The organism is Thalassococcus lentus (assembly GCF_028023555.1).
Lineage (GTDB): Bacteria > Pseudomonadota > Alphaproteobacteria > Rhodobacterales > Rhodobacteraceae > Thalassococcus_A > Thalassococcus_A lentus.
In genome coordinates this window covers 1-19,829 of sequence record NZ_JAQIOY010000008.1, presented here as the reverse complement: position 1 = coordinate 19,829, position 19,829 = coordinate 1, and the positions used below count along the sequence as shown (strand labels likewise).

15 protein-coding genes are annotated in these 19,829 nt (G+C 55.5%); 2 read left to right on the top strand and 13 right to left on the bottom strand.

Annotation, left to right across the window (positions count from 1 at the left end):
• Positions 1-10 precede the first annotated feature (10 nt).
• On the bottom strand, positions 11-949 hold the full coding sequence (locus tag PFY00_RS15920; protein ID WP_271433583.1) for a sulfotransferase: 939 nt from the start codon (positions 947-949) through the stop codon (positions 11-13).
• A gap of 129 nt (positions 950-1,078) precedes the next feature.
• Here PFY00_RS15920 and PFY00_RS15915 point away from each other — a divergent pair, with 129 nt between their 5' ends.
• Entirely contained in the window at positions 1,079-1,936 is an 858-nt protein-coding gene (locus tag PFY00_RS15915) for a shikimate dehydrogenase family protein (protein WP_271433582.1), read from the top strand.
• Positions 1,937-2,196: 260 nt separating this feature from the next.
• A complete protein-coding gene (locus PFY00_RS15910) occupies positions 2,197-3,750 on the top strand; it encodes a trimethylamine methyltransferase family protein (RefSeq protein WP_271433581.1) in 1,554 nt (517 codons plus the stop codon).
• 41 nt (positions 3,751-3,791) lie between these two features.
• Here PFY00_RS15910 and PFY00_RS15905 read toward each other — a convergent pair whose 3' ends face one another.
• The 12 genes from PFY00_RS15905 to hsdR form a co-directional block, all read right to left on the bottom strand.
• Entirely contained in the window at positions 3,792-5,132 is a 1,341-nt protein-coding gene (locus PFY00_RS15905; RefSeq protein WP_271433580.1) for an NAD(P)/FAD-dependent oxidoreductase, read from the bottom strand.
• Positions 5,129-6,625, bottom strand: a complete 1,497-nt coding sequence (locus tag PFY00_RS15900) for an aldehyde dehydrogenase (protein WP_271433579.1) — start codon at positions 6,623-6,625, stop codon at positions 5,129-5,131. Before PFY00_RS15900 ends, PFY00_RS15905 begins: the two co-directional genes overlap by 4 nt.
• Before the next feature lie 2 nt (positions 6,626-6,627).
• Complete coding sequence (locus tag PFY00_RS15895; RefSeq protein WP_271433578.1) at positions 6,628-7,545, bottom strand: dihydrodipicolinate synthase family protein; 918 nt, start codon at positions 7,543-7,545, stop codon at positions 6,628-6,630.
• A gap of 7 nt (positions 7,546-7,552) precedes the next feature.
• Complete coding sequence (locus PFY00_RS15890) at positions 7,553-8,227, bottom strand: GntR family transcriptional regulator (RefSeq protein ID WP_271433577.1); 675 nt, start codon at positions 8,225-8,227, stop codon at positions 7,553-7,555.
• Between the two features lie 354 nt (positions 8,228-8,581).
• Positions 8,582-10,027, bottom strand: coding sequence for a S1 family peptidase (locus tag PFY00_RS15885; protein ID WP_271433576.1), 1,446 nt, complete (start codon positions 10,025-10,027; stop codon positions 8,582-8,584).
• A 562-nt stretch (positions 10,028-10,589) separates the two neighbouring features.
• Entirely contained in the window at positions 10,590-11,006 is a 417-nt protein-coding gene (locus PFY00_RS15880) for a hypothetical protein (RefSeq protein WP_271433575.1), read from the bottom strand.
• A gap of 251 nt (positions 11,007-11,257) precedes the next feature.
• On the bottom strand, positions 11,258-12,199 hold the full coding sequence (locus PFY00_RS15875; protein WP_271433574.1) for a GIY-YIG nuclease family protein: 942 nt from the start codon (positions 12,197-12,199) through the stop codon (positions 11,258-11,260).
• A 34-nt stretch (positions 12,200-12,233) separates the two neighbouring features.
• A complete protein-coding gene (locus PFY00_RS15870) occupies positions 12,234-12,704 on the bottom strand; it encodes a DUF6998 domain-containing protein (RefSeq protein WP_271433573.1) in 471 nt (156 codons plus the stop codon).
• A 115-nt stretch (positions 12,705-12,819) separates the two neighbouring features.
• Positions 12,820-13,971: a hypothetical protein gene (locus PFY00_RS15865; RefSeq protein WP_271433572.1), complete on the bottom strand. Its 1,152-nt coding sequence runs from the start codon at positions 13,969-13,971 to the stop codon at positions 12,820-12,822.
• Positions 13,968-15,668 (bottom strand): restriction endonuclease subunit S, encoded by a 1,701-nt coding sequence (locus PFY00_RS15860; protein ID WP_271433571.1) that lies wholly within the window; start codon positions 15,666-15,668, stop codon positions 13,968-13,970. Before PFY00_RS15860 ends, PFY00_RS15865 begins: the two co-directional genes overlap by 4 nt.
• Entirely contained in the window at positions 15,665-17,110 is a 1,446-nt protein-coding gene (locus tag PFY00_RS15855) for a class I SAM-dependent DNA methyltransferase (RefSeq protein ID WP_271433570.1), read from the bottom strand. The genes PFY00_RS15860 and PFY00_RS15855 overlap by 4 nt, the downstream gene beginning before the upstream one ends.
• 5 nt (positions 17,111-17,115) lie before the next feature.
• Positions 17,116-19,566, bottom strand: a complete 2,451-nt coding sequence (gene hsdR, locus PFY00_RS15850; RefSeq protein WP_408648472.1) for an EcoAI/FtnUII family type I restriction enzme subunit R — start codon at positions 19,564-19,566, stop codon at positions 17,116-17,118.
• Between the last annotated feature and the right edge of the window lie 263 nt (positions 19,567-19,829).

The window sequence follows — 19,829 nt, the reverse complement described above, 5'->3', positions numbered from 1 at the left end:
AATGACTTTCTCAGGCGCGGCCAAATTTTAGAACGTAGGCCAACCCTTGTGGGAAGCTGCGCAAAAGCACACGCAGATGTAATGGCCAGTATTTCATACGCCGCCACTCTGTCGGTGCAGCAATTGTTACCTGCTCGCGTTTTTCGGCAAGAACCGTTTCATTGGACGGCGGGAAGAGATGTTGATCCTCCCAAGTGACCTGCGCCTGAGTGTCCGTCACAAAGACACCGTCTGGCAGCGTTTCATTCACCCATTGCAGCACGGCCGCGCTATGCTCTGCCGGGGCAGCGACAAAATCTTCGTACCGAAGAACCCGGTGATGCAACGAACCGATGTCGTGCCAGCCCGTCAAACGTTTTTGCCGGTTGGTCCACGCATCAATCCGTTGATTGATTTTCCCGGGCTTTTTGCGAACCCAGCTACAGGCGACCGCCCGAGGGTCGCGCACGAGATTGAGAACAAACAAATCCACAAGGCCAGTCAGGTGCACAGCCAGCGCAAACTCCGGTGACTTTGAACTGTCCACCAAAACGGACGCCCCGGACAGTCGAAGAACGGTTGCCACAACCGATTTCAGGCGGGCCAGAAACGCGGCATGCGTGTCTGCAAGGGCGCGTAAAGCCAAGGCGTCATTCCAGTCTCGCAATACATTGGCGTCCGCCATGAACTGCCGCATTTCTTTGTCGGTCTGCCGCAGATCATCCGCTGTTGAATCGGCAAACGTCTGTTGACGCACTGCGCCCCAAAAGGCGCACCCGCAGACGCCTTGCCCGCAGGTGCAGGATGCGTCACCAGCCCAAGCCAGCCAAATATCCCGCAGCTGGCCAATGTTCATGACATTTTCACCTTGCGACAAAAGCACTGACAAAATTGTGGTGCCCGATCGCCCAGAGCCGGAAATCATCAGGCAAACAGGCGATTTGGGTGTCAGGGTTTGTGCGTCGGTCATGACGCAGGCTTATGCCTTTGATGCAGCATTTTTTGAAGAGCAAACTTATATGCGGGTTGCGCAAACCTGCTGGTTGCACATTCTTGCCGGGATGCCACAAAAGGCTGGAAACCTCATCATAAGTCGGCCATGCAAGACACACGACCAACAGATTTGAAGCTGGGCCTTATCGGCGACAAGATCGCCACCTCGAAAGCGCCCCTTTTGCACCGCTTGGCCGGACAGCATGCAGGCATCACCGTGCAATATGATCGGTTGGTGCCCCCGGATATGGATTTGTCGTTTCAAGGCGTGTTGGAGCACGCCCGCACATCCGGCTATCGCGGTGTGAATGTGACCTATCCGTACAAAGAACGCGCTGCTGCATTGGTGCATGTGCCGGACCCGGCCGTCGCACAGATGGGAGCCGTCAACACCATCGTTTTCTCTCCCTCCGGACCGGTCGGGTACAACACCGACTACAGCGGTTTTGTCCAGGCCTTTGAACACATCCGCGACATCAGAGAGCCCGGCACAGTTTGCCTGATTGGCACAGGGGGCGTTGGCAAGGCAGTAGCCTTTGCTCTGGTCACGTTAGGGGCCAACAGCATCCGCTGTGTCGATGCGGATATCGCAAAGGCAAGGCTCCTTGCCACTAGCCTCAAGGCTTTGAATAAAAGAGTAAAAGTAGAGGTTTTCGATCACGCAGAGCATGCTGCAAAGGGCGCTGACGGGCTGATCAACTGCACGCCCCTCGGCATGGAGGGTGATCCGCGCAGTCCGTTGGAACGAACCGCCATGTCAGCCGCCGACTGGGCTTTTGATGCGGTATATACACCTGTTAAAACACCGTTTTTAACCAATGCCCAAGCCGAAAACCTCAAGACAATCTCAGGATTGGAACTGTTTTTTGGCCAGGGCTTTGACGCGTGGCATTTGTTCTCTGGCCGGATGCCCGATCGTGAAAAACTGCGTGCAGACGTTTTGGTGCAAAGCCCAAGTTTCTGACCGAGACGTGCAGGCCGTATGTTGGCAAGCTCCACGTAGCGCAGCCTGAAAAACGCGCGTCCAGTGCGCCTAAAATGACCAGCGGTGAAGGCGCTATGTCTAGCGGTCCGCAACGGAACCGGACATGGCCTTTGTCAGGCCGTTGCCAAGGGCGAAAAGCGGCCCGTGAACAGGTGTAATGTCGCAATCAGAACAGTCATTTTCTGATGCCTATGGCCTTGTGTTTATTGACTTTCAGAAAAATTGAAAGGTGGCCGGAGATGACTGACGCACCCCGCACAAAAGGCCGTTCTGGTGGCCGCATGGCACGCCGCGCAATTCGCACTGCACCCAACTTTGAAATGCTTCCCGGACTGGTCGGAAAATTGCCGCTTTGCGAAGTTATGGATAGTGCCCAGATCGAACAAATTGACGACGCATCCATGCGCATTCTGGAAGACGTCGGCGTGCAGTTTCGGGACCCGATCGCACTGGCAGACTGGAAGAAAGCAGGCGCAAAGGTCGTCGACGAGCGCGTGTATCTTGACCGTGGGCTTGTGCGGTCACTGATCGCAACAATTCCGTCAGAATTCACTTATCATGCGCGCGATCCAGACAAGAGCCTGCGTCTCGGCGGACGCCATTCGGTTTTCGTTCCGATGACCGGCGCTCCATTCCTGCGGGATTTGGACGACAAACGCCGAAACCCGACGCTGGATGATCTGGCGATGTTTCACAAGCTTTCGCACATGCTGCCGGCGATGCATTCCAGCGCCCATCACATCGTGGAACCGTACGATCACCCGATCAGTCAACGGCATCTGCGGATCACCTACTCATCAATGAAGCATTCAGACAAAATGTTCATGGGCATGACCACCAGCCCAAAGAACGCCGAGGATGTCATGCAGATGTGTGCAATCCTGTTCGGCGAGGACTTTCTGGAAACGCACCCGGTCACGACCGGTAACTGCAATGGAAACAGCCCGCTGGTCTGGGACGAAACCATGCTTGGTGCATTGCGCGCCTTTTGCCGCCGCAACCAACCAGTGCTTTGCAGTCCCTTTGTTCTGGGGGGCGCCAACACGCCCGCAAATGTTCCAGCAACGGTGGCACAACTGAATGCCGAGGCCCTGTCCGCGCTCGCCTATACGCAACTTATTCGTAAAGGTTGCCCGGCGATTTACGGTCACTATCTGGCTACAGTTTCGATGAAGTCAGGCGCGCCGATGGCGGGCACGCCGGAAATCAGTCTGATGAATTTCATGATTGGTCAGATGGCCCGGCATTACGGCGTGCCTTGGCGTACCTCGAACACACTGGGCGGATCAAAAGTGCTGGACGCACAGGCGGGATACGAAAGTGCATCAACACTGTCCGCAGTGATCCACGCAGGTGCGAACTATATCTGGCATTCCGCCGGATGGAACGAGGCCGGAATGCACTGCTCTGTGGCTAAATTTGTCGTGGATGCAGAACAATGTGCGATGGCACATCGCATGGGGTCCGGTCCCAATTGGAACGGTTTCGACGATGCGATCGCCGCCGTCAGCGATGTTGGCCCCGGCGGACATTATCTGGGGCACCCGCATACGCAAGAAAACTTCCAAACTGCGTATTTCATGCCAGACCTGTTCGACAATAATTCCATCGAACAGTGGATGGCAGAAGGCGCAATCGAAACGACCGAGCGCGCGCTGACGTTTGCCCGCAAGCTGTTGGCAGAATATCAGGAACCCGTGCTTCCGGAGGACAAGAACGAAGCACTTCTGGATTTCATCGCGCGGCGGGAACGTGAAATCCCGGCCGCGGACGAATTGAACCAACACTATTGATCGCTTGAAACACATTGAGGCGAGCCAAGTCGCAACAGAGCCTATTCGGACTTGGCCCGCCACTCCTTGAACCGGATCACGGCATTCGCGCCCATGTCCCTGAAGGTTTTTGGTGGAAGTGGTTTCGGCATGACCTGCGCACCAAAATGGCGCGTGATGTCACTTTTCTGACCGCAGGCCATCTCGGCAGCGCCAATTCCAGTCAATGTGCCGCGTGCGGTACCAAGTCCGTTTTGCACACAGCCCGAAAACACGCCCATGTCGATCTCTTGCATATGGGCATTGGCGTTTGACGTCAGGCACAAATGACCAGCCCAAGTATGCTCCATTTGCATGCCTGCAAGCTGGGGGAAACGGCTATCGAACTTGCGCTGCATAGTCCGTGATGCACGGCGCATGTCTGCCGTTTTCGCCACCATGCCCGATCTCAAGACAGCGCAGGTTCGGGTGACGATCCGGTCGCCACCTTGGGCTGTATCGATCCGGCGCACAGTGGTTCCCATCGGATCCGACGGCGTTATCCCCCAGCGGGATTTCCCGCCCAGTTTTTTGCCAACACTTTCATCCAGTCGTGGTGTCATCGTCGCAAACAAGAAAAGGTGCATCAAACGCCCTTGCGCCAGCCCAAAGCTTTCGAGATGTCCGTTAACCGTCAGAATGACACGGCCAGTTGAAAGCGTCGCCTTGGGTGTTTGAACCCGCCAGCTTTGCCTCTGCTGGGTGAAACTTGTGACCGGGCTTTTTTCGTAGATCGAAACACCATCAGCCCTAAGCCCGTCCGCCATTCCCCGGATAAACCCGGCGGGTTGCAACAGAACCGTCCCCGGCGTGTAGAGCCCGGAATGATAGTAAGTGCTGCCTGTCAGCTCCTTCATTTGCGCGGCGTCCAAGATTTCATAGGCTTCGCCCAGATCCTCAAGGTGCCTGGCATAACTGAGGTTATGCGCTTCGGCCGCCGGGCCACCTGCTCCGTTGATTTTGCCGCTTGGATCGAAAAACGCCGGGTTGATGCCAAACGCCTGCACCGCCTCTTGCGCAAAGGTCTGGGCTTTTCGGTTGAGGCTAATAAGAGCCCTATCATCGCCCATCCCAGCATAGTCATCGCTGGTCAATTCATGCGGCAGATCAATCATGAAGCCGGAGTTTCGGCCAGCCGCGCCTTCAGCCAGTTGCCCCGCTTCGAGAACAGCAATCCGGCTGTTTGGAACCAGTTGCGTCAAGCGGCGGGCCGCGGCCAACCCAGCAAAACCGCCACCGACAATGACAAAGTCAACGGATTGATCTTCTTCCAAAACCGGACCCGCCGGGCGTGATGGCAAAATCGCGTCCCATGCCGCCGAACCGAGATGCCGCGGCAGCTGTCGCGCCGTATAGCGCGTCAATCGACAGCCTCGTCTTCGTCATCGGCCAGATCGACCCAGATGGTTTTCAACTGGGTGTATTGATCGTGAGCATGAATGCCGTTGTCACGGCCGCCGAACCCCGACTGTTTGTACCCCCCAAACGGTGTCGCGCTGTCCCCTTCACCATAGCTATTCACCGTCACCGTGCCTGCCCGCAGGGTGCGCGCGCCGCGAAGGGCCCGCTTTATATTGGCGGTGAAAATCGAGGCGCACAGCCCATATGGTGTGTCGTTGGCAATCTCGATTGCTTCGTCAAATCCACTGACTTCGATCACCGACAGGACAGGGCCAAAGATCTCTTCTTGGGCGAGAGTTTCGTCATTTCCAGCCAGCGCAACAATCGTCGGCGCGACGAAACCATCTTTAGCCTGACCGCCCAACAATACGGTTTTGGCCTGTTCGAGATAGCCGCAAACCTTGTCAAAGTGATTTTGGCTGATCATTGCGCCGACCCGCGTTTCCGGGTCCAACGGGTCGCCCACATTCCATTGCTCTGCATGATGCGAGATCCGCGCCAGAAGATCGGCTTTGACGGACTTATGCACGATCAGCCGCGACACGGCTGAGCAATTTTCCCCCATGTTCCAGAACGCACCATTCACGATGTGCTGGGCAACGCGATCGAGATTTTCGGCATCTTCCAAAACGATCGCCGGATTCTTCCCGCCCATTTCCAACGTGACTTCCTTTGCGTTGCTTTCGCCTGCGTAGGTCAGAAACCGTTTCCCCGTCGCAGTCGACCCTGTGAAGGAAACCGCGTCGATATCCATGTGCCGTCCAATCGGTTCACCTACTTCAGCGCCACCACCGGGAAGAATGTTCAGCACACCCCGCGGCAATCCAGCCTCCATGGCAAGTTCAGCCAACCGCAGCGCTGTAAGTGAGGTTTCCATCGCCGGTTTAACCACAACCGAACACCCCGCAGCCAAGGCCGGGCCGATCTTCCATGCCAACATCAGCAGTGGAAAGTTCCAGGGAAGAACCAGCCCAACAACGCCAATGGGTTCACGAACCACCATCGCGATATGGTCGTCAGACGCGGGCGCCGTTTGGTCATAGATTTTGTCGATCAATTCGGCATGCCACTTGAGACATTGGATCGTCTCGGGGACATCCACGGTCGCGCAGTCATAAATCGTTTTTCCGGAATCCAGGCTCTCCATCACCGCGAGCTCATCGGCATTGCGGGTGATCAGCTTGCAAAGACGGATCATGACGTCCTTGCGGTCGGATGGATGGAGCCGCGCCCAGCGCCCATCGTCAAAGGCTTCGCGGGCCTTTTGGACTGCGAAATCCACATCATCTGCACCACAGGCCGCCACCTGTGCCAGTACCGCGCCCGTTGCCGGATTGACCGTATCGAAGGTGTTGCCCGACAGCGATGGCCGGAACCCACCATCGATGAACGCACCTGTGCGGAAATCCATGTTGGCGGCAATGGCCTGATACTCGTCCTTGGTCAGCAATGTCATGATCAACCCTCCGCCACGATATCGGCAATTGTCCGTTTCAACACACGCACCACCTGTTCCAAAGCGCGTTTGTCATCTTTGTTCAGGCCGCGCAGGGGCGCGCGCATTGCGCCGGCATCAATGCCCGTCATGGTCACGCCGTGTTTAATTGTCTGGATGAACTTGCCGCCCTGCTCCAGCACCCGCATCAAAGGAAGCATAGCGCTCATGATACGGCGCCCTTTGGCAAAGTCGCCCTCTAGAACACAGGCTTCATAAAGGGCGATATGTTCCAGCGGCAAAAAGTTGGACCCGCCGCAAACCCAGAACGGCGCGCCCCAGGCAAAGAACTCAAGGGCCTGATCATCCATGCCACAGCCCAGCGCGATATGCGGGTAGTCACGGGCCAGCAAGTGTACGCGATTTATGTCGCCGGAACTTTCCTTGATACCGCAAAAATTACGACTGCGCCCGACGCGGTCCAGAAACTCTTCGCCCATCATCGTGCCCGTGCGATGAGGGTAGTTATACAGCATGACGGGCAAGCCCGCTGCCTTGTCGATCGCAAGAGCATTCAGAGCATTCTCACGGTCGGTCGGAACCGCATAGGGCGGGCTGGCGAGCAAGATCGCATCAGCGCCCATGTCACGCCCGGCCTCGGCCAGCGCGATAGAGTCGCTGGTCAGCATCGCACCGGTTCCCATTACAAAAGGCAGCCGCCCATTTGCTCTTTGGTGCGTAAAGCGCGCGACCTCGACACGCTCGGATACACTTTGTGCGTAGTTCTCTCCAGTTGATCCGCCGGAGATCAGACCATGCACACCGCTGTCGATCAAAAAATCGATCACGTCAGCCAGAGCATCCCAGTTTGGTCGTCCATCCTCGTGATACGGGGTCACGACCGGAGTGTAGATGCCTTCGAATTTGAACAATGGAGTCATGACAGCCTCAGGCGATTGACTGGGGAAGCGTGCCCAGGGGCACGTCCAGCGAAGTGGGCATTACAAACATCTCGATCTGATCCCGGGACAGTTGCCAGTGTTCATCGGCCAGTGCGCCAGCCACATGGGCATCCCCTTCTGCAATGGCCGTGATGATTGCGTCATGCTGGTCACTGGCCGCGGTCAGGTTGTCCGCCATCTGATTGTTCTGCGGCTCGTAGAACGTCATGCCAATGCGGGCATGATCAATAAGCAGGCGGCGGAAGGAGGGCAGCAGGTAAACGTTGTGCGCCATCTCACCCGTGATTTCATGAAACCGTGTGTTCGCCAAAGCGCGTTCCGCCGAGGATCCGGACCGCAGTGCCTGCTTGAACACTGTCTGTGACGTCCGAAGTTGTTCGATTTGCCTTGGCAATGCATTGTCCGCTGCAAGTCGGAGAACCGCGCCGTAGATCATCGGAGCCGCAAGAAAGAACTCTCTCAACGTGGTGTGGGACATTTCAGCAACCCGGGCGCCCCGCCCTGAACGGATTTCCAGATACCCTTCTCCCGCAAGCTCTCTGAAGACTTCGCGCAGCGGTGTCCGCGACAAGCCAAAGACATCCGTCAACGCGGTTTCGTCCAAATCTTCACCCGGAGCCAAGCGCAGCGTCAGGATCGAAGTCCTGAGATGATTGGCCAACGCAATCTTTGGAGGTTCGGAGGTTTTGGGCAAAGCGAATCTCGAAGGTATTTTTGATATACAAGGTGTATACAAAACGGATCAGCAAAATTTATCAATCACGACATCCTGCTGCCAGAGGATGTCGGTTTAAGGCTTCGATCGAAGAATGCCCCTAGAAACTCAATGCGTGGGCTGCGCAAAAACACATCTGCTCACCTACACAGTAGAAGGCGTCGCATCTTCGGTTTTTTGGGAAGTGGCGGACCGAGGAACCGCCTAATTTTATAGATAAAATCATGTTAATAAACAATTTTTCATTTATACAAAGAGCAACAAACCACACTTCATACCACAGTATGTCGATCCTCCCCCTTATTTGCACTCTACAAAAACAGTAAAGCGAGAGACCTTGTTAGCGAGTTCTTCAGGCGCAATAGCATCGTCTGCAAAGCTTAGTTTGGGGTCAACTTGATTTTGGCTCAAAAAAAGCTTGGCGATTTCCCCGCGCACCGCAAAATTGATATTCTGAGGGATGTCACCAGTCACTTCCTCCACAACGTTCGCATCCAGTTTGGAGACTACGACCCCGACCACCTCTCCGTCAGAGGCCACCAGAGGCCCGCCTGAATTTCCGCTCTGGACCGGAGCAGTGATTTGCATCCGGGTTGCATCACCTAAAAGACCTTTAAGCGACGAAACTGAACCTCTGGTCACATTCAGTCCCCCAAGGATACCAGCATATGGAAAACCTACTGCTGTAACATCAGAGTTTAGCTTAGCGGGCTCCGCAGCGAAAACAGCCGCCGCTTTTCCATTCGGCATCTGAGTCTTTAGAAGAGCCAGATCGGCATCATTCGTCCTGTCAATTAAAAAAGCGGCATTGCCATCTACCGAAATGCTTTTGCAACCATCGATGACATGGGCATTGGTCAAAACATGCCCAGCGTCAGACACAATTAGTCCGGAGCCATAGCTTGCGGCTCTCTGCCTTTTTGTTTCGGACAAAGCTGCTGAGCGCCCCAGCTCGCTCTCTTCGCGAGATTCCAGAAAAGCGAAAATATCTTGGATAACCGCCCAGAGCTTTCCGTCCTCATGCAATCCAAAGGACTGCTCTCGGCCAATAGAAATACTGGAAGTGACTGCGGAGAGTAAGTTCTTATCCTGTCGCCGCGCAGAAACCATTACCGTTGACCACAAACCATTCAAAAAATTCGAACGAGTGTAGAGTACCGTTCCGTCACGAAGGGTCGCTACAGTAACAGCAAAATTGTCTTTTCGAACGCTGTATGGGCGCTTGCTATTGCTATGCGAGTCTTGAGTGAATTGGTGAACGTTATTTGCTACTGACTGCGTTAGCACACCGATAGAAACTGCCAACGAACTGTTTACATGCCGGAAGTTCACGAAGTTTTCAGATGGAGGGTCCCTTTGCAACTCCTTAAGAGGCAACATCACGCTGATATCCGCCACCGGAAAATACCGCGAATCCCAGCCCGCTTTGTCGTATTTTTCAAAAAACTTAAACGCAAGTACGGCCATATGCCATTCTTCGGCTTGAGCACCAAATTCCTTCAATGAAAATCGGCTTATCGCCTCTCTGCTTAATTTACCCCAATCACCATCCAACAAGCCGACATAGTGCCCCTCAAACGCAAGAGCCGCTTGCAGATATCGCTTTTCGTTACGCGTAAGCTGGCTCGCTTCAAAATCTCGAAATAGATGCTCGTATTCTTGGGCTTGAGCCAGAGAAGGAAACTGAAGGGCGAGAGAGACGATAACGACGAACAGCTTCAACCTACTCCAAATCCAATCACTCATTACAAAGTCACTCCAAATTCTTAGCTTTATTCTCGAAGCGTCTTTCGGCCGCAGCGTAGACCCGCCCGCGCTCGCGCTATTTCATGACGTTGTTCTGCACCACCAGACCCGCATCCAATACTGAATACGTCGAACGATATCCCAGCATTTGCTTTATGATTTTGTAGAGGATCCTGGACCCATGCAAGCGAAATGCGGGCACATGGAGGGGACCCGGACGTTTCTCTACGTTAGCCTCAAATTTTTTGCACAGATGCGCGCTCAATTTGCACTATTCATTCACAGCCAGTTTATAAAACTCAAGCTAGCAGACCACTCAGATTGACGGTGGCAAAGCACGCACATCTTCGCGCACACCGGCCAGCGTATTCAGTACCACATTCTCCAACCGCGCCATCATTGCCTCACACTCTACCGCCGAGATTCGGTAAAGACTGGTCCGTCGCGGTTGAGAATAGCCAGAAACGCCACAGCGTGGAAGGACCACGCCAAGAGCCACCAGCGGCCACGCAGAGGGTATTGCGTTAGGGCCAACATGCCCCAAACGCCACCGCTAATTTCCTCAGTGGCGCGTCGGGCCGTCCTTTCGCTTGGGGAAAATCTGTGCCAGTAATTCAGGGGTCGCCGCGTCCGGATGAACAATCACCATACCCGCCCCTGAAGCCTCGCTGAGGTGGGTCACTTCGGTCTTGGCTGTAGGTGCAACCCCGTTGATTGCTGCCAGCCACTCGTTCGCACGCATGGCAACGCTCAAGTTTTTCCGCTGGTTTGCCAAGTCAACGATGTTATGGATGGCACGTTGCCCTGCGTTTTCTCGAAACAGGCGGACAAGGGTTTTGGCCAGCGTTTTCCCATGTTTTGAACGGCGAGAGCGCGAAAAGTTCTCCTCTGTAACTCCAGCAGCCTTTGCTGCTTCGCGCGCAAAGCGTGCCTCACCTGTTGCCATCAAGCAGAGGGCGGCAATTGTTGCACCGGACATGCGGGAACCGCGCGGTTTGTGTTCTTGGGCGGCCTCAAACAATGCAAAAGCTGCAGGGAACGTGTCAGGATTAAGCGGGCAATGGGCTAAGTGTGTCATGACGAAACAATCACTTGATGAAGTAGTTTGTCAAAAGCACCGACAGTGCATTCCTACCGTTTATGACGCGCCCCCAACGTTGCGCTACGGTTTTTCTCAGGAGACACTCGTCATGAGCGCGCGCGGTTGACATAGTTTTCAGTAGCAGTGAACTAAAACCGCGACATGCCGGGCAGCGCCCAAAACAAGCATTCGGCGGTATCCTGGCTGCCCCAGAAAAATTCGCCACCGAGGCTTTCCAGTGTCTGCGCTGCCTGCTCTTTGAAAAGCGCCTCCACCTCTTCGGCTTCTGCCTTGTTAGGGAAAGGCTGGGACGTCATCATTGGTCCCCACTTTCCGACTGCAGCCGGCGGCAAGCCAGCGTTGAGCTCGGAAAGGCGGCGGTTGGGGTCATTCGTCACGCCGACTTTCAACGCGACCGATTTGTCTGAGAATGATTTCTTGCGTCCAAGCAGAGCATTGCTGTCGCCTTGGAATATCGACAAATAGACAAAAGTCTCGCCATTTTCAAAGGTTGATGTCCTCTCCCCAAAACTGCCCGGGAATGCGCGTGACGGTTTGAAGACATCTGCGAAGGGCAGAACAATCGCGCGCTCTTCCGAGACCGGCGGCTCCCCAAAAACGTTCACCTCACGCACGCGGATCTTCAGGGCCTGTCCGATTTCATCAGCATCCAAGGCTGCACCGTGAACCGCCAGCGCTTGACCTGCCTCAGCGCGGTAGGAATTGAATGCGATCCGGCTGATCATCATCTTTTCCTCGGCCCGCCACGCGCGGCGGACGGGCATCGCATAGCTCCATTTGTCGTCCCAACCGGCCTGCCGCTTGCGAGCCATCCCAAGGTCGGAGGCTTTGTCGACGTCGCGGATCGGGGTAGCGTCAATCTGGACGAAACCAAGCACATAGGAGCGCAAAGCGGCCTCGGTCTCGGCACTGGACGCGCCGTAGATCATCAACAGATCACCGTCGTTCAACTGTTCAAGCTTGCGATCGCGCGCGGACTCCTGCGTCCAACCCACATAGCCGTCTTCTTCGGGCGAAAACCCGTAGAAAGAGCGCAGCCAAATCTGGGTCCCTTTGGGCAATTCAGACATTCGTGCTTCCTTCCGCATTTTGTTCAAAACGGCGTCAAACAACAGCCTCGCGTTTCCTTGGCAACCAAGCTTCTTTGGCTAAAATTGCATCAAGTTTGCTGAGGCGACCGAGCGAAAAAGGCCGCTGACCATTCCTCTGCATCTCGCCCGCCGCCTCCCAGACCTCAGCACTCGGGCCATTGTACACCGTACGGATCGGACCGCCTTTGGGTCTGTGCAGCACGATCAGGTGTTCTGGTTCATGGCGTATGGCCACTCCCTTGCCTTGGGTCAGCTTGATTTCGACACTCCTGCCATCGGCCGCGGTTGCCTCATGACCAAGGGTTGAGGCGGGATTGAGGATCAGATCGAACATATGGGCCGCAACCACTTCGCCGATGCTGCCGACCAAATGACCATCGAGAGTGAACTTGCGACCGGGGAAAATCCGTTTAAGCCCATCCGACGAGGTGTAAAGATCGTCGAGATGCTGCGTAGCTTTGGCCCAGTCCACATTCTCGCTCATTAGGTGGCCTCGTTAGGCGCAGAAGTCGGGCTTATAGTGCTCCGGTCAAACGGAATGCCGTGCCCACTTACTTTCTCCAATGATTGGTGTTTTTCAGGGATTGGTGAGTCCAAAATCATTGTTCTTCCCCGTCTATGTCCCGGACCACATTCAGCAACCGCCTAAACTCGCCATCATCAGATGCTTGTTTCCAGAAGTTGATGAAACGGCAAACGATTTGCAGGTTGTCGCGTTCATAGTGTCCGTTGCTATCGATCCTATCGAGAGAGGGCAGCATGTTCTCGTCGGAGTGAGCCCCCCGAAATTGCAGCGGCAAACCCGTGATGGCGCAACGGTCACCTTGGATTTCCAACAATTCAGGCAGCAGGTCGTCCAGCTCTGCGTCGGTCATGCGGAGTTCTTTGTTTTTGACTTTTGTCGGGACCACCTGGCCATTCGAATTGAAGACCGTCTTACCGACCGAATATTTCATCTCCGCAATCGATTTATGCCGAGCCCCGAGGTATCGTTCAGTAGCTGTGGCGCCGTCCGACAGTTCGCCCTTCGCTTCCATCTTCAATAGGGTTGAGAACACCCACAGCAGGGAATGCGCGTCGATCAGCCGAACATGTTCCAATCCGGCTGCTTGCTCTATCGGCCTGCGAAGATCATTCAACAGAGCGTTGAACTCCGAATAGTTGGACCAAGTGCAGTTTCTCAGAGTGCGGAATTCAAACCCGGTCTCGGCAAAGACGCGGTCGAACCCGGTGGGCTGGATCGGCATGAACCGGTCCATATCCTTGAGAAAGAACAGGTAAGCCATCAACGGGTATTTTGCCCCGGTGGACTCGCTCAGCTCTTCGAATACATCACCGTCGGGCCTGTCGCCTTTGTAGAGCTCAAACAGCAGCCTTTCGAGCGACGCGAGGCCCGTTCCAGTTGTGGCAGCTTCGATCAGGGCGCGGTGGTCGCGGTTCGCATGGCCGAAGCGGTTCTGCCAGAACACCATATTGTTGGTGAGGTCGCCGTGGGTTGCTTGGATCTCGATGGCGTCGATGACCTTGGCGATTATTTCGCCGGAACCGATCTGGTCTTGCGTCCAGCTGTCTGCTTGCAAACGCGTTAGCGCGACATCGCGAACCTTTGGCTTGTAGCTCTCCCACGCAGCGATAAGCCCCTCGTCGAAACGGGTGAAGGGCCGGTCGTAGCGCGTGATGAGGTCCTGAAAGCGGGCATAGGCGGCCGGGAAGTCGATGCTGTCCAAGAGGTTTGATTGCCCGGTCGTCATTCCGCGGCCTCGGGGATGGGGGTGGCGGGGGTGAGGGCTTCGTGGAGCAGCGCGTTGAGCAGGCGGGTGCGGGTGGTGTCGGCTGTGGTCAGGGCGGCCTCCAACCTGCTGCAGAGGGCCATGAGGGCGTCGACCTTGGCCACGATGCGGTGTTGTTCGGCGAGGGGTGGGAGAGGGATTGGATAGCCTCGCACAAGGGACATGTTCACGCGCGGTGCAGCTCCACCTGTAGTCTTTTTAGCCGCAAAATCCGCAATCCAAGGTGAGTTCAGACAAAGCTCGAGAAAGATAGGCGCAATGGAATTGTTTGTGCGAATAAGCATCAGCCGCTGCCCCATACAAAGCCTTGTGTTCGGAGGAATCCTGCATCCGACACCGAGCACGCCGCCTTCTCGAATATAGAGAATATCTTCCGCTTTCGGTTCCAGGCGCTCAATGCGGATTTGGTATGTCTCCTCGCTCACATATGTCGGCGCCGATAGGTCGAGTATGCCAGCACGCACTTGGTTTGTCTTTATGCAAAGGACTCCCTTCTCAGTCCATTTCGGCGTCGTATGCGGACAATCCACGATCCGCCCAGCAACACGCGAAAGCGGCTCTATTGTCCAATTTGATGGCAGGTCAAAGCTTTCCGCGCGTTCAGCAAAACTCCGCTGATCATAGTTTTCGGCCTCTTTATCCGGACGTAGCGAGGACTGGTTGTTCCGATCATCTGCCGAATCCTGTTCCACCAGTTTGCCGCGGACGGCGAGGTTTAGGATGGTTTGGCGGAGAGTTTTGATTTGGTCGGGGCGGGATGTGAGGGCGGATAGTGTATCGAGGGCGAAGCGGGCGTGGGTTTGGAAGGCGATTGCTGTGGGGGTGGTGCCTGTCGCCCCGCTTGCCTCGGTGACCTGATCGGGGATGTCCGTGCTGCCCACGTCCGGGGCCGTCAGACGGGCGAGGCTGGCGGCGGTGAGCTTGTCCCGCACCTCCTCCCGCGCCGCCCGCGCCGCCTCCAACCGATCACACAGGCCCATAAGCTCATCGACCTTCGATTGCGCGCGCGCCGTCAAAAGCGGGACAGGAACCTCAGCTATGCGACCGATTGTGAGCGTGACATTTGCTGTGCCTGTCATTCGCGAAACGAGCAGTTCCTCTTTGAAGGCCGAGAGGTATTCGAACAGAAAGCGCGCTGAGGTCAGCGTTGGATCGTGCGGCAGAACCGCCACAAGAATTGTGCCAAGAGCAAACTGACCGTCCTGGTAGTGAAGCCTATTGATACTTGCGTTCCCGTGACCGGTGGACGAGACCAATGGAATGATCGCCGCGGCAGCATCAAAGTCGTAGTGATCACAGGTTTCCCGAGCCGCCGCCGTAACAACCAGTGGGTAATCGCCAGGCTTTGCTTGTTTGATCCCGGTTTTGCCCTTCTCGATTTTCGCTACTTCCCCCAAAGGAACAAAGCGTTCTGGATCGCCAAAAGCATCCGGCAAGTGCTCCTTCAGAACCGCCAATGACGTCTTCTTTTTTGGAAGTTTTCCCTGACCACGTAGTGTCGCCTTGGTCTCTTCGAGATGATGGAACAGACTTTCAATTGATTGGTCGTCGTCACCGTCGAAGACACCACCGATTGCGAATGCGACCGCGAGTTTTCTCAAGCCGGAGATGTGATCTGGTGCGTCTCCAATCGCTCGAAACAGCCCTTCCGCGTTCATCGAAGGAGCGCCTCTTCCAGAATGGATTTCAACTCTGCCCGCAGGTCCGCCACGTCACGCTCTGCCGCGGTCAGCTTTTCCAAAAGCTCCTCGGGTTTGCCGAGGTCTTCCTCCACCACATGGGGGTTCTTGATGTCGAGGTTGAAGCCGCGTTCGCGCACGGTGTCGATGGACACTTTCCACGCGCGGTCGCTTTCCTCGCGCCCCGCCCGCTCTGGCCCGCCCCACCATGCGGCGCAGTCCGACAGATGCTCCAGCCTTATGGGCTTGGTCATGGAATAGGCCTTTTGCGTCTCGGGCACGCGGTGTTCCCAGTACCAGATGTCCTTGGTGGGCGTGCCCTTTTCAAAGAACAGCAGGTTGGTGCCGATAGAGGCGTAGGGTTTGAAGACCGAGTTCGGGAGGCGGACGATGGTGTGCAGGTTGCACTCTTTCAGCAGGTGTTCCTTGAGCCGTGTCTTGATGCCTTCGCCAAAGAGCGATCCGTCCGGCAGGACGACAGCGGCGCGACCCTTTGGTTTGAGCAAGCGGATGATCAGGGCGAGGAAGAGGTCAGCGGTTTCGCGGGTCTTGAACTGGGGAAAGTTGTTTTCGATCCCGTCCTCTTCCTTACCGCCGAAGGGCGGGTTGGTGAGGATGACGTCCACCCGTTCATCCTTGGTCCAGCTGATCAGCGGGCGGGCGAGGGTGTTGTCATGCTTGACCCATGCTGGTTCCTCGATGTTGTGGAGCAGCATGTTGGTGGTGCAGAGCATGTGGGGGAGCGGCTTTTTCTCCACCGCATGCAGGTTGCCCTGCATGGTCGCCTCATCCTCGGGGCGTTTGACATATTGCTCGCGCATGTGGCGCATGGCGCAGGTCAGAAAGCCGCCGGTGCCGCAGGCGGGGTCCATGAGGCTTTCGGTCGGTTTGGGGTCAATCTGCTGGACCATGAAGGCGGTGACTGCGCGGGGCGTGTAATATTCGCCCGCGTTGCCCGCGTTTTGCAGATCATTCAGGAGTTGTTCGTAGAGGTCGCCGAAATGCTGGCGTTCGGTGAGGGAGTTGAAATCGACCTCGGAGATCTTGTTGATCACCTGCCGCATGAGTTGGCCGGATTTCATGTAGTTGTAGGCGTCTTCAAAGACGGACCGCACGACGCGGGCGCGGGCATTGGTTCGGGGCAGCTCCTTTAGGGTTGGGAAGAGCTGATCGTTGATGAAATCGAGCAGGTCGTCGCCGGTAATGCCCTCCGGGTCCGCGGCCCAGTTGCGCCATTGAAGGTGCTCCGGGATCGGGGAGGCATAGTCGTCGCGGGTGAATTCGAGCGCCTCATCCTGGTCATCGATGATCTTGAGGAAGAACATCCAGACAAGCTGCGACAGGCGCTGTGCGTCACCGTCGACGCCGACGTCTTTGCGCATGACGTCCTGGATGGATTTCACGAGGGTGCGGGTGCTCATTTTCGTCAGGCGCTTTCGTCGTAGAGGGCGTTTTGCAAGTCACGGACGGCCTGCAGATAATCCTGCTTTTTGCCGAAGGCGCGCATGAGTTCAACCTGTGTGCCCATTTGCGAGAAGGGGTTGATCTGCAGGATGTTTGTATCGTCGAAGTTGAGGACACCATCGTCGGCATATTTGTCGAGTAGCGCTTCGAGAACAGCGCGGGCCTGTTCGCCGTAGCGATTGAAGACGTCGCGTTTTTTGACGTTGTTGGCACGTTCCTGGCGGGTGAGTGGCTTTGCGCCGAACGCCACGTGGCAGACGAGGTCGAAGGGATCCCAATCCTTGCCCAGTTCCTGCCCGATGAGATCGAGGTCGAGGCCCTCTTCGCGAAGCTCATCCACAATGGCTTGCTTGCGATCTTCGTCGGACCATCGACGCAGGAAATCGTCCAGTGTTGCAAAGCGCCTTGTGAGGTGTTTGCTGGTGAAGTCTTTGAGGCTTTCGGTCACCAGCTTGCCGTCGGCATCGAGGTATTCGACCCGCTCTTTGACGATCGTCGCCCCAATGCCATCGACGTAGATCTTGGGCTGCGGGCCAGTTCCACTGGGTGGGGTAAGGCCGGCTGGCTCTTCGATGCCGGGCTCTGGACCGCCACCGACGATGGTCGTTTCCTCGCCGTCATCTTCGGTAACTGTCGGCGTCGGATCATCTGGCGGCGTCATTGGGTCGTCTGGGCCCGGCTGATAAATCTGCACGGGATCACCATCGAAGTCGGGGTCGGCGAAATGGCTGGTGGCTCCTCTAAAGTCCATCAAGGTGAAGTAATACTTTCCAGTGTCTTCATGGACACGAGTGCCACGACCGCAGATTTGCTTGAACTCGGTCATGGAGCCAATTTCGCGGTCTAGTACGATCAGGCGACAGGTTTGTGCGTCCACGCCGGTACTGAGAAGCCGAGATGTCGTGATTATGACCGGATAGGGGGCCTCTGGGTCGATAAAGTTTGCGAGTTCGTCCAGCCCTTCTTTGTCGTTGCCGGTAATCCGCATGACATATCGGGAATCTTTGGCAACTTCGTCGGCGTTTTCGTTTATCAATGCTTGGCGCATGCGGCCGGCATGTTCCTGGTCGACACAGAAGACGATAGTCTTCTGCATGCGGTCTCCACTTTCTTTGAGAAACTGCGTGACCCGCTGCGCCACAAGTTTGGTACGGTCATCGATCACCAGTGTTCGATCGAAATCTTTTGTATTGTAGAGCCTGTCTTCTACCTCATTGCCATCGCGGTCAGTTTGGCCGCGTTCGGGCCTGTAGCCTTCGATGTCTCGATCTATGTGGCACTTTATGACCTTGTAAGGGGCCAAAAATCCATCATCGATGCCTTCTTTGAGAGTGTAGGAATAGATCGGGTCACCAAAGTAATGGATATTCGAGGCGTACTCCGTTTCTTTTGGAGTCGCCGTCAGACCAATTTGGGTCGCACTCGAAAAATGCTCAAGAATTTCGCGCCAGGCTGAATCCTCCGCGGCGCTTCCACGATGGCATTCATCAACGATGATCAGGTCAAAAAAATCGGGGCTCAGTTCCCTGAAGATCTTCTGGTGATCTTTGGGGCCTGTAAGCGCCTGGTATAGGCCCAGATAGATTTCGTACGCTGTGTTGATGCGGCGCTTGGAGTCCATGGCGAGCGTCAGATCTTCTTTTGTGCCATCTGCCCGCTCAATCGTCTTCGCATTCGTCGACAGCTTGGCCATCGACCCGATGAAGGGGCGGAAGTCATTCACCATTGTTTGGTCGACCAGAACATTCCGGTCTGCCAGAAACAGCACGCGCTTCTTTGTCTTGGACTTCCAAAGGCGCCAGATGATTTGGAACGCTGTGAAGGTTTTGCCGGTACCGGTTGCCATAACCAAGAGCAAGCGATCTTGCCCCTTGGAAATGGCCTCAATCGAAGCGTTGACCGCGTTCATCTGATAGTAGCGCGGTGTTTTTCCATCATCATAGTATTCGTGAAGGGCCGTCTTCTGAGCTTCGGGTGTGAAACCGCGCCAAGTCTGGTATCTTCTCAGCAATTCGTCCGGAGATGGAAAGCTATCTATCGGTAGGTTAGTTTCAACATTCGGCGACTGCCCGGTCATGTCGTGAAAAACGAAGCCATCACCATTGGACGAAAATGCAAATGGTACCTGTAGCATTTTGGCGTATGTGATGGCCTGCTGAATACCATCTCCCACGGCATGCTTATTGTCTTTGGCCTCAACGACAGCAATCGGAATGTTCGGCTTTAAGAAAAGCACATAGTCAGCGCGCTTGTTCTTGCCGCGAACAACCAGCTTGCCGCGCACAATAATGCGACCTGCCGTTAGGTGCCGTTCTTCCCCGATCTGTGTTTGCAGATCCCAGCCGCTGGCTTGCAACGCGGGCGTGATAAACTTGCTTCGAATGTCTTGCTCAGAAAAAGTTTTCTTGTCCAACGTACCCACTCTCCTACCCAGTGACATTAAGGGTTACGGCGCCAAGGACAACGTTAATATAGTAATCAGAAGGTCCGCTTGGAGTGCTTGCTCACTTTCTGGCTGCGCTGAAGAAGCCTGCTACCACATTTTTTCCAAAAAAACTGACCCAGCCCCCTGAAATCAGGCCACTGAGGTGTTAGCAATCCGTCCAAGCAAAGGATGGACTATGAAACGCAGATTTAGTGACGAACAGATCATCAGCATGATCAAAGAGTACGAGG

What these genes read in the sequence shown, in the direction of transcription:
- PFY00_RS15860 (WP_271433571.1), bottom strand. Translation starts at nt 15,668, where the DNA reads ATGAACGCGGAAGGGCTGTTTCGAGCGATTGGAGACGCACCAGATCAC.
- PFY00_RS15865 (WP_271433572.1), bottom strand. Translation starts at nt 13,971, where the DNA reads ATGACGACCGGGCAATCAAACCTCTTGGACAGCATCGACTTCCCGGCC.
- PFY00_RS15880 (WP_271433575.1), bottom strand. Translation starts at nt 11,006, where the DNA reads ATGTCCGGTGCAACAATTGCCGCCCTCTGCTTGATGGCAACAGGTGAG.
- PFY00_RS15855 (WP_271433570.1), bottom strand. Translation starts at nt 17,110, where the DNA reads ATGAGCACCCGCACCCTCGTGAAATCCATCCAGGACGTCATGCGCAAA.
- PFY00_RS15870 (WP_271433573.1), bottom strand. Translation starts at nt 12,704, where the DNA reads ATGAGCGAGAATGTGGACTGGGCCAAAGCTACGCAGCATCTCGACGAT.
- PFY00_RS15885 (WP_271433576.1), bottom strand. Translation starts at nt 10,027, where the DNA reads ATGAGTGATTGGATTTGGAGTAGGTTGAAGCTGTTCGTCGTTATCGTC.
- PFY00_RS15910 (WP_271433581.1), top strand. Translation starts at nt 2,197, where the DNA reads ATGACTGACGCACCCCGCACAAAAGGCCGTTCTGGTGGCCGCATGGCA.
- PFY00_RS15915 (WP_271433582.1), top strand. Translation starts at nt 1,079, where the DNA reads ATGCAAGACACACGACCAACAGATTTGAAGCTGGGCCTTATCGGCGAC.
- PFY00_RS15895 (WP_271433578.1), bottom strand. Translation starts at nt 7,545, where the DNA reads ATGACTCCATTGTTCAAATTCGAAGGCATCTACACTCCGGTCGTGACC.
- PFY00_RS15920 (WP_271433583.1), bottom strand. Translation starts at nt 949, where the DNA reads ATGACCGACGCACAAACCCTGACACCCAAATCGCCTGTTTGCCTGATG.
- PFY00_RS15875 (WP_271433574.1), bottom strand. Translation starts at nt 12,199, where the DNA reads ATGTCTGAATTGCCCAAAGGGACCCAGATTTGGCTGCGCTCTTTCTAC.
- PFY00_RS15900 (WP_271433579.1), bottom strand. Translation starts at nt 6,625, where the DNA reads ATGACATTGCTGACCAAGGACGAGTATCAGGCCATTGCCGCCAACATG.